8 protein-coding genes are annotated in these 10,691 nt (G+C 43.5%); 4 read left to right on the plus strand and 4 right to left on the minus strand.

The annotated features are described in order from the left end of the window. The 3 genes from E1163_RS06965 to E1163_RS06975 form a co-directional block, all read left to right on the plus strand. The coding region (locus E1163_RS06965; RefSeq protein ID WP_343033771.1) for a TonB-dependent siderophore receptor at positions 1–2,442 on the plus strand (2,442 nt) is incomplete at its 5' end. Between the two features lie 55 nt (positions 2,443–2,497). Beyond that, positions 2,498–3,781, plus strand: coding sequence for a PepSY-associated TM helix domain-containing protein (locus E1163_RS06970; protein ID WP_155170719.1), 1,284 nt, complete (start codon positions 2,498–2,500; stop codon positions 3,779–3,781). Between the two features lie 135 nt (positions 3,782–3,916). Further along, a complete protein-coding gene (locus E1163_RS06975; protein ID WP_155170720.1) occupies positions 3,917–4,654 on the plus strand; it encodes a PPK2 family polyphosphate kinase in 738 nt (245 codons plus the stop codon). Between the two features lie 31 nt (positions 4,655–4,685). Here E1163_RS06975 and E1163_RS06980 read toward each other — a convergent pair whose 3' ends face one another. Then, positions 4,686–4,967, minus strand: coding sequence for a hypothetical protein (locus tag E1163_RS06980; RefSeq protein WP_155170721.1), 282 nt, complete (start codon positions 4,965–4,967; stop codon positions 4,686–4,688). A gap of 129 nt (positions 4,968–5,096) precedes the next feature. On the opposite strand from E1163_RS06980, the gene E1163_RS06985 reads away from it, so the two are divergent. Continuing rightward, a complete protein-coding gene (locus tag E1163_RS06985; RefSeq protein ID WP_155170722.1) occupies positions 5,097–5,318 on the plus strand; it encodes a helix-turn-helix domain-containing protein in 222 nt (73 codons plus the stop codon). A 309-nt stretch (positions 5,319–5,627) separates the two neighbouring features. Here the strand turns inward: E1163_RS06985 and E1163_RS06990 are convergent, their stop codons facing one another. The 3 genes from E1163_RS06990 to E1163_RS07000 form a co-directional block, all read right to left on the minus strand. After that, positions 5,628–6,476 carry a helix-turn-helix domain-containing protein gene (locus E1163_RS06990; protein ID WP_155170723.1) on the minus strand — a complete coding sequence of 283 codons (849 nt, stop codon included), beginning with the start codon at positions 6,474–6,476 and terminating at the stop codon, positions 5,628–5,630. A 41-nt stretch (positions 6,477–6,517) separates the two neighbouring features. Beyond that, positions 6,518–7,582: a linear amide C-N hydrolase gene (locus E1163_RS06995; protein ID WP_155170724.1), complete on the minus strand. Its 1,065-nt coding sequence runs from the start codon at positions 7,580–7,582 to the stop codon at positions 6,518–6,520. 853 nt (positions 7,583–8,435) lie between these two features. Next, positions 8,436–10,691, minus strand: a 2,256-nt coding sequence (locus E1163_RS07000) for a nitric-oxide reductase large subunit (protein ID WP_155170725.1), incomplete at its 5' end; no start/stop codon positions are given.

Here is a 10,691-nt window from a genome sequence, read left to right on the forward strand (position 1 = left end):
TCGATGTTGCTTTTTGCTGCAATAAGCCCATTGTGGGCGCAATCTGACAACGGAACCATCCAGGGTAAAATAACCAATGAGCAGGGAGAGCCTCTGCCGGGAATCGCAGTAGGCCTTAAAGGTACTGCTTATGGTGCTCCTGCCGATGCTCAGGGTGTTTATCAAATTTACAACGTGCCGGCCGGTGATTATACCATAGTAGTTTCCGGTATTGGCTATGAAAGACAGACCAAAAAAGTCGCTCTTGCTGCTGCAGCTACTGTCAATCTTGATTTTCAGCTTAAAGAATATACCGAGCAGCTTCAAACGGTAGAAGTAATCGGAAGAAGAGAAACAGACTATAAAAATGAAGTTTCCTACGTGGCATCCAAAACAGCTACCCCACTTAAAGATATACCACAGGCTGTAAGTTATGTCACTAAAGAAGTTATCGCCGACCAGCAAGCCTATCGCATTGGAGATATTGTTAAAAATATCAGTGGTGTGAATATGTTTTCAGGGTACGATGATTTCACTTTCAGAGGTTTTAGAAGTGGTAGCAGTGATAGTAAAATGATTAACGGGATGCGTACTGTTGGTATTTTCGGCCCTCAGCCTATTCTGGCCAACATCGAAAGGGTAGAGGTCATCAAAGGCCCGGCTTCGGCACTTTTTGCCAATACCACACCAGGGGGTACTATGAACTATGTAACCAAAAAGCCTCTCACAGAAAATCGTAAAGCCATAAGTTTTACTACCGGTAGTTTTAACACCTTGCGTGCTAATGCTGACTTTACCGGAGCCATGAACGAAGAAGGTACACTGCTTTACAGACTTAATCTGGCCTATGAAAATTCTGATTCATATCGTGACCTGCAAAAGAACAAGTCGCTGATGGTGGCGCCTTCCATTTCGTTTTTACCCACTGATAAAACAAGGATCAACTTTGACCTCGTGGTAACCCAATATGACGGAAAGCTGGATCGTGGTCAGCCGATTTTCGGGGCTACTTCAGGTACCGACCTCAACAGTACACCGATCTCTTTTGCTATAGGTGAGGCCAATGATTACCATACCAACAATGTACAGTACTTCACCTTGTCATTAAACCACCAGTTTACAGACGCACTTTCATTCAATGCTTCTTATATGAAGTTCGCCTGGGACGAAGACCTCTTTGAGCACAGGACCTCCAACAGTTTTGCCGTGGACAGCCTGGGCAACGAGATCCCTACGCTGATGGGCATGCAGGTGATCAATAGAATGAGAAAACTCGTATCGGATAACCTCAGCACTTATTTGGTTTACCATGCAAAAACAGGAGCCATCGACCATAACCTGGTGGCCGGTGTGGACTATATCCAGCAGAAGCAACCTGTAGGCGGCGGGCAGTCGCGGGCATACGGCTACCGGAAAACAGACGGTACCATTGCCAATAGCTATAACCCTGCAAATGCAGGAGACTACCTGTTTGAAAACGGCATGCCTGTACCCAATATCCCGCATTTCGATCTGGAAAACCCACAATACAATGTGACTTACGCGCATGAATATATTTTCAACAACAGGACAAGCTACGCGCCTACCAAGTATTACACCTATGGGTTCTACATTCAGGATCAGATCAGCTTCGATAAATTAAAAGTATTGTTGTCGCTCCGACATGAAAACTACCGCGATGTGCTGAACTACGATACCCCGGATGAAAATACGGTTAAGCAGGACAAACTCCTGCCACGTATTGGAGTAGTTTATGCCCTCAATGATAAGGTTAATCTTTACGGTACTTACACTGAGAGTTTCCAGCCACAAACTACCTCATCCCTTTTAGACCCCAACGCCGGTGGTCCGTTTGACCCGTTGTCATCAAACATGATAGAGTTTGGTTCCAAAACCGAGCTTATCAATAAGCGATTAGCAGCTAACATTGCCTTTTACAGGATCGAGCAGAACAACATCCTCGTAAATGCAAATGATGCTACCAACCCTGATCTGCTTGAGCAGAGAGGTCAGGAAGTTTCAAAAGGTATTGAGCTTGACTTAATGGGTACCATTACGCCTAATTTGAGCATAACCGCTAATTACGCCTACAACAGGGCAGAGATCACCAAAAGCGACAATGAAGAAGAGGTAGGAAATATTAAGGAAAATGCCCCCGAACATCAGGGTGGTTTCTGGGCTAAGTACACCATAGATAAAGGTAAACTTAGCGGCCTGGGAATAGCCTTTGGTGGTAACTTTGTAACTGAAAGAGTAACCTTTGACACCTATACTCTGGGACTGATGCTGCCTGGCTATGTGGTGTTTGACGCAGCGCTTTTCTATAAAGTGAACAAATTCAATATTTCAGCCAACCTCAACAATGTTTTTGATAAAACACACTGGGCAGGTGGCTACAGCTACACCCGTTTGTTTCCCGGAGCACCGCGTAATTACCTTTTGAGTGTGGGCTATACCTTTTAAGTCTGTGCAGGAGGTCCATGGTTATAATTAGTTTGAATTTTTAAATTTTGAACCCTTGAGCTTCAAATTAAACAAGAAGTTATTTTTCCGTATCCATAGCTGGATTGGTATTAAGTTAAGCATACTATTTTTTATAGTATGCTTTTCTGGTACCCTGGCCACCTTGAGCCATGAGATGGACTGGCTCTTTATACCTGAAATGAGGGCGATACCCCAGGATAAGCTGGCTTCTAAAAATGAGATCGTACGTAATATTCAGGCGCAATACCCCAATGGCCGCATCCAGTTTTGGAGTGCCACGGAAGAGCCTTATCTCTGTGATATTGTCTACATCATAGATGAAGGTGAACTTACCTATGGCTTTGTTAACCGCTATACCGGCGCTCTTCAAGGGCATGCCAACCTTACCTTCGCACGATTCTTCCGCGACTTGCACTACTACCTGTTTATTCCGTTTCAGATAGGACATTTTACCGTGCTTATTTTCGCTTTTTTGTTACTTATCTCTTTTGTTACCGCCTTGCTGTTTTACAAAAAGTGGTACAAGAAGCTTTTTCAACTGACCATTAACAAGGGGCCGCTGGTATTTTTCCGCAGCCTGCACCGGCTGGTGGGCGTATGGTCGGTGCCTTTCACACTGCTTTTTTCAATTACCGGGATCTGGTATTTTATAGAAAGGGCAAACATCGGAGGCGTATCTGATATCGCCAATACGTCTTCACCGGAAGCTGTAGATACAGTCAGGCTAGCCGAAGGGCAGATTCTCTCTTACAGCGTAAATTATGATAGTGCCATAGCCGTAGCCCAACAGGAAATTCCCAGTCTGGTCATAAAAGACATCTTGCCACCTTCTGCCCCGGGTAAGCCACTTTATGTTAACGGGACAAGTGGGGTGCCGCTGGTTCGGAACCGCGCCAACCGTGTATACCTTGATCCTTTTACCTACGAAGTATTGAAGGTACAGAGGGCAGAGTCACTCAATACAGTTACATGGCTCAATGACATCGCCGACCCACTACATTTTGGCTATTGGGGAGGACTCACTACCAAGATCATATGGTTTGTCTTTGGTCTGGGTATCTCTTCGCTCATACTCACAGGCATCTGGATAAGCCTGAAGCGAAAGATGAAAAGCAAGGCCAAACAAAAAGCTATAAAGATGGGAGGCTGGATCTATGTCAACGGGTTTGTTTACGGAACTTTACTTGTCTTTATGTATTTCATGCTAATTGACAGATACAATGCCTCCGCTATGGCTCTGGCTACCATCACGGCAGGGTGGCTGGCCTTTATTGCTTTAGCCTGGTATATATTTATCCATAAACTTAAGGCTGATTAAGTGCTTTAATATCGTAACCATATAGCCGTATCTCATGATTTAATTTGGCCAAACCGCTATGCATTGTAGCCAAATACGCCTATTTTACAAGGGTATCTAAACTCATATGGGCAATAGATGTTAATAAGGTGATATATGGTTGACCTCGACAAAATCTCAACGCTTCCCCCCGAAGGTGCGGATAAGCAAGATTACAAGCAGCATCTATCTGACCTGCGCGATGAGCTATTTCAGTTGCAGAACAAGCTCTATGCAGATGGGCGCTATAGTGTGCTCATTGTTTTGCAGGGACTGGATACGTCAGGAAAAGACGGGACAATACGCCATTCGTTTAGTGGCATGAACCCTCAGGGAGTGCAGGTAACTTCGTTTAAAAAGCCTTCCGAAGATGAAATGAAGCACGACTTTTTATGGCGAGTCTATCCACATTTTCCGGCAAAAGGCATGATCAGGGTGTTCAACCGGTCGTATTATGAAGATATACTCGTACCTACAGTCCATCAAAGCCTTAGCGATGAAGTGTTGCTGCATCGAGCCAGTTTGATCAATGAACTAGAACATCACCTCAGTGCAAGCAACACATTGATCCTGAAGTATTATCTCCACATATCTCCCGAAGAACAAAAAGAACGTATAGAAGAACGAAAAAGCAAGCCTCACAAACGCTGGAAATACGCCAAAGAAGATGAAAAAATACCACTGCAATGGGATGACTATAAGCAAGCCTACCATACAGTACTAAACAAATGTAACCACATTCCCTGGCATATTATCCCCTCCGACAAACGCTGGTACCGCAACCACACCGCTGCCAAAATTTTACTCGATGAATTGAAAAAATTGGATTTGAGGTATCCGGATGTGGAGGAGTAGTGACAGGATTTGATATTTCCCCAAGTCATAACTATGATGATTCTTTTACTTTTCCATTAGCTCGGTTGATAATATGCTCTTTGTACTCTGATAGAAGGAGTTCATGCTGATTAAGAAAATCTTGATCAAGTAAGAGGTGGCTTAGTAATTTGTAAACAGATTTAAGGTTCTCTTTTAGAGAATTGCTGCATTCATTTATCTGTATTTCTTTTAGGATACCAAGGAGTCCATTTTGATAATTATAGAGTTCAGCTATTCCATTGACAGGAATTTTAATTTCAAGCTCGTTTTTTTGCTGATTGTATGAAATCATATTTTAAGGTTTACCGATTTATTACACTAATATACTTATTATCGGTAAATTAACAATCTTTTGTCTTATAATTCGGTAAATAATTACTTTGATTTAGTATTTATGTACCGATATTAATTAATGTAAAAGATGACAAAACTTGGCGAATACTTAAACAAAAGATCAATTAATAAATCGGCAGTATCAAGAAAAACGGGTATCAATAAAAACAGGCTAAGCGAGCTTTCCAATAATCCCTCAACACAGCTCAAGGCCGATGAGCTTTACTTAATCGCATTGGCCATCGAAGCTAATCCATGTGAACTTTTGGAGTTTGTCTGCGGACATTTAGGGTTGGAGGGAGAAGAATAATTTTATTTCCCAGAAGATTCCTTCTCAGAGGACTCTTCGTAATCTTGACAGGGATTTGATATTTCTTCAGGTCATTTCATTAAATGTGCAGTAGAAGGTTCATCCACTACCTTGGATCGTGGGATTCTGAATATTTTCTATGGAGTACTGTAATAGCACCCCGACTCGCTGATAGAAAATTTCAGAATGACGAAAAGTCGGAAACAAGTAGGCCTACCTCGGACTTAGAATATCAACCTTTGTTTATTTCTACTTCCCAGCGGAGGTCCTCTCTTATAGAGCCAAGAATCCGTCGCACTGCGGCATAACCTACGCTAACTCCTGCTTCCCCGACTTGATGATCTCTATCACTTTGAAAATAATGGCTATGCCCAATAGCTCAGCCACAATATGGATCACATCACCAGGCAAAGCGAATATGACCGTTATGAACAGGCAGCCGGCAATTATTTCAAAGATAGCGGCATATTTTGCAACATTGCCCAGAGATTTCTCCAGTCTTTGCAATGCAACACCAAACATTACCCCTGCTGCTCCCAGCAGGATCGAACCGCCTATAAGAATCATCTCACGCTCAACAGATGGGAAAAACACCGAAATAATATCATAGCTAATGATCAGTAAGTTTGCCCCTATAAGGATTAAAGAAACCACCCTGAGTACATAATTGTCAAACAAATTACCAATGGCTATAAACCCACGTTGAAATAAGATGAAAGTCGCCAGAACAGCTATCTTTAGGGCGGTATACCCTAGAAGATTAATTTGTTCATCACCACCCATAAATCTCATAACTTCTGCAGAGCCTTCTATAAAGCTGAGGATCAGGTAAATGATCCCTGCTATCCAGGCTACATTTAGCTGCGTTATCACAAAGTCGGAGGCTTTACTGCCTTCTATGCCCAGAGATGCCAGCTTTTCAATCCAACCAGCCTCATATTCTGAATTTTTCGACTTATTGACTACCTTGTCAAAATCAGAGTCCAATGCAGAAAGAATGGTTTTTATCGTATAGCTTCTGGGGGTTACTTCACCTGTTTCGATACGCTGGATCGTGTGGACACTAATGTTGCATTTTTCTACAAGCTCCTCCTGTGTCCATCCCTTTAACTTACGTAGTTCTGAAATTTTCTTACCTAATTCTGGCTGCTTCATCATAGTTTCATCTAGTTATAAAAACCTCCTGACTATTTCAATCTTTAATTACAAGTTGTTGAGTCCGGGTATCGGGCAAGTAGCTTTCTTTCTTCTTCACTGGGCAGAATACCGTGAAATTCAGGTCTTTTCGATAAGACATTTAATGCGGTATTCATGACTTCCAGGTTCTTTTCGTAAGCATATGTATGAAAGGCTGATGTAGCATTTTCTTTATGGTCAATATCAATATACGATGAGGGAGAATTACACGAAAAGTCGAAGTCAGCCACCTTTAAGGTGCGTACATCCGGATTGTTCCGGGTTTTGTAGTGGATCGTCATGTTTTTTATATCGTACACAATACTCCATAAAGTAATGTACTCATTGCTTACAGCACTCAAAATGTCAAATGAGTAATCAATAACCTCCTGATCTTTAAAATTACTGACCATTAAAGAAGCTTCTGCGAACCTGTCAAATGAACTTACCGTAAACTGATATTCTTCCGGATCGGATAGTGAAGTTAAATAATTGTGGCTCAGATCGTAACGGTCATTGGTTAATACACATACCGGCAGGCTTGACTGCGTGTGGTAAACCATCTTGCCATCGATGTATTCAACCGTTGCTATGTTTCCTTTAGCATCACAAACCATAAAATGAATGGGTACTGCAGGTATTTTGGATATCCTGACCAGTTTGTCGCTTGCCAGCACTTCAGCAACTGTTGCCGCGTTATCAAGCTGATATTGAATCCACTGGAGGTCTGCCAAACCATATCGCTCATCAATTTCCGGATATACCGTATCCTCCATCCACATAATTTCGACTACAAGTCCTTTTTCATTGATGCCACCATAAGGAAACTCCCGCCCCATCTGATTGAAGGTGATGCTGCCATATTTGGAACTCCATTCCAATTGCTTCTCCGAAGGCATGGGAAAGGATAGTTTACGGACATTCCTTTTGTTGATTACTACCTGGCCCACACCAGTGAAAAAGTCAAAATTCTTCCCCATCACCAGATGGTTGGTATCCTTTATACAAAACGTGGTACATGAATATCCCCGGTAAGAAGTAAGCGATAGCAGACAAACTAAAAGAGTGTTTAATAATATCTTTTTCATAGCGTTTATGTTTTTGAACAATTTTACCAGCCCTCTTAAAATTGCCCAAGTATTTACCTTGGAGTTCACCCGTCATTTACCCGCCATTTTATTTATTTCTGCTTTTTTTGATAAATTAAGTACGTTTTGGCTTTTAGGAATAGGTACCCCTTCAGAATAATTTTTGAGCGTATAGAATGGGTTTGATCTTATTATTTTAAACCTTCCCAGAAGAGTGCCTCATGGAAAATCCTTCGTAATCATAATAGAGGATTTGATACTTTCCCATATCATCAAGATTGAAGAGTAGGGCAGATCCGTGATCCCAAGATTAAATAAACAGTCAAAGGATCACCACTGCCGGGATCAGGACTTGAAATATTTATTTTACCAACACATTATCTTAAACAAGCCTTATACTTTCTACGGATCAAACGTTAAACCTGAGGAGTAAATGGATTGGAAAGTAAAACAAGTAAAGTGAAACTTGCCACTGAAAATCAGTAAACCGTGCTTATTGTTATATTATACGAGTTTGTCAACTGCTTTTGCCGATTGCTATTAACAACTCTCTGCCAGCAAAGAGGTGAAAGTGCTAGGGTCTCCCCAGAAATTCTGCTTAATCCCTTTCTACTTTCCCAGCGGATGTCTCTCGAAGAGGACTATGCGACATTTTATCGGTAGGCTGTTTGATATTTCTTGAACTTGTCTTCTTTAATGAATTTTCAAGTTATCCTGACAGGGGCAAAATAAAACCCCGTTTTGGGTATTACTATTTTTACTACACGTCATAGTGAAATACTGTGTAATATAGACAGGTGACCAGTACCAGGAAATCCATTCCATAAACCGGCCACCTGTCCATTTATATTTATTAATCCTGTAGCACCGGCTCCCTTTTTTCAACTTCGGGATAATCATCATCAGCGAGGTCAATCTCACCTTTAACCGAACTGCCCGTTTTCAATCCTATTACGAACCAGCCCAGGGCTATTACGCCGACAGCAAAGATGGTATCACCGATAACCCTCAGCCACCTCAGGGTATCCATGCCCGGCTCCTGCATAAATTCCGCTGAGCGTGCGTACCAGAAACCATATTTTACACTGGCCCAGGTTTGAGCCAACCCGATAGGCAGCACACTGATGAGCACCATCAGCGCGAGGCCTATATTGATAGACCAGAAAGCAAATTTGATCGTACCGTCTTTCCATACATTTTTGGATGCCAAACCTTTCAGCGCGAATAGCATGAGACCTATACCCAGCATACCATAAACACCAAATAGTGCAGTATGCCCGTGTACCGGAGTGGTATTTAAGCCCTGCATGTAGTAAAGTGCAATAGGCGGATTGATCACAAAGCCAAAGATACCCGCACCTACGAGGTTCCAGAAAGCGACGGCAATGAAACAATAGATGGGCCATTTGTAAGCTTTTATCCACTTTGTGGCCCGGCTGATGGTGAGGTTGTGATAGGCCTCAAACCCAATGAGCACCAGAGGCACTACTTCCAAAGCACTAAACGTAGCACCCAGAGCAAGTACTGCCGTGGGCGTACCACTGAAATAAAGGTGGTGAAAAGTACCTATGATACCCCCAAAAAGGAAAATAATTGTAGAAAACAGAACGGTGGCCGTGGCTATGCCTACGCGCAACAGTCCCATGCGCACAAACAGGAATGCAATAACTACAGTGGCAAATACTTCAAAGAAGCCCTCAACCCAAAGGTGGACAACCCACCAGCGCCAGTACTCTGCAATGGCCAGGTTGGTTTGCCTTCCCCACATCAGGCCTGCTCCGTAGAAAAGGGCAATGGCAGCCGATGAAATAAGAAACATGCCCAACAAATGACGGCTCTCCTTCTGCGTCTGAAAGGCAGGCCAGATGCCACGTACCATCAGGAACAGCCAGATAAACAGGCCTGCAAACAGGAAGATCTGCCAGAATCTGCCGAGGTCAACATACTCATATCCCTGGTGACCGAACCAGAAGTTGGTTTCAAAACCAAGCTTTTGCATTACACCATACCACTGCCCGATCATAGACCCGGCTACAATGATCAGGAGGCAGAAAAACAACACATCTACGCCCAGCTTTTGATACTTTGGTTCATGCCCTGATACCGCGGGTGCTATAAACAGGCCTGTAGCCAGCCAGGAAGTCGCTATCCAGAAGATGCCCATTTGTACGTGGTAAGTCCTGGTGAGCGAATAAGGCAGAATGTCGGCCAGCGGGAAGCCGTACATTGCCGTACCCTCTACACCATAATGGGCTGTAGTTGCTCCGAGTATTACCTGGATAACAATAAGCAGCGTCACTACCCAGAAGTATTTGAGTGTGGCTTTCATGGAAGGGGTGGGTTGAAGCCCGAGCAATGGGTCTTTTTTGGGCAGGTTGGCCCTGTCAATCTCATCGTCTTTGTTGGCTGCGTAGTACCATGCCAGCAGGCCTATACCGGCCAGCAGAATGATCACACTAAAACCTGTCCATAAAATAAGCGAACTGGTAGGCTTGTTGCCCACAAGGTCATCAGCAGGCCAGTTATTGGTATAAGTAATCTCCGATCCCGGTCTGTTGGTAACACAAGCCCAGGATGTCCAGAAGAAGAAGGCATTGAGCTTTCTCATTCTTTCAGCGTCTTTGATGGTGTTGGCCGGAATGGCATAATTGTCCCTTAGCTCCTCATAAGCCGGGTCATCCGTGAAAAGCGAGGTGTAGTGCTTGCTGATTTCGGTAATGGCCTCGGCCCTTACCGGAGAAACGGTAAGCTCACCGGTTGTCTTATCATAATTATTGGCACGGATCTGCTTTTGCAATCTTGCTGTGAGCATGGCCTTCCGCTCTTCGTCGAGCTGGTCAAACGGTTTGTTAAAATCCTGCTCCGACCAACTGTTTAGAATAAAAACAGCCTCACGGTGCAGCCAGTCGGCCGACCAGTCCGGAGCTACATAAGCGCCATGCCCCCAGATGGAGCCAATTTCCTGGCCTCCCATAGACTGCCAGACATTCTGACCATCCTTAACGTCCTGTCCTGTAAACAGCAGTGTACCCTCGGTGGTAGTCACATTTTCAGGAACGGGTGGAGCCTCACGGTAGATCTCAACACCGTAGTATCCTAATACGGCAAA

The sequence above is a fragment of the Fulvivirga kasyanovii genome, from assembly GCF_009711405.1.
GTDB classification, from domain to species: Bacteria; Bacteroidota; Bacteroidia; order Cytophagales; family Cyclobacteriaceae; genus Fulvivirga; species Fulvivirga kasyanovii.

Bases quoted from the DNA above. Each gene is read 5' to 3' on its own strand.
- E1163_RS06980 (WP_155170721.1), bottom strand. From the start codon at position 4,967: ATGATTTCATACAATCAGCAAAAAAACGAGCTTGAAATTAAAATTCCT.
- E1163_RS06985 (WP_155170722.1), top strand. From the start codon at position 5,097: ATGACAAAACTTGGCGAATACTTAAACAAAAGATCAATTAATAAATCG.
- E1163_RS06990 (WP_155170723.1), bottom strand. From the start codon at position 6,476: ATGATGAAGCAGCCAGAATTAGGTAAGAAAATTTCAGAACTACGTAAG.
- E1163_RS06975 (WP_155170720.1), top strand. From the start codon at position 3,917: ATGGTTGACCTCGACAAAATCTCAACGCTTCCCCCCGAAGGTGCGGAT.
- E1163_RS06995 (WP_155170724.1), bottom strand. From the start codon at position 7,582: ATGAAAAAGATATTATTAAACACTCTTTTAGTTTGTCTGCTATCGCTT.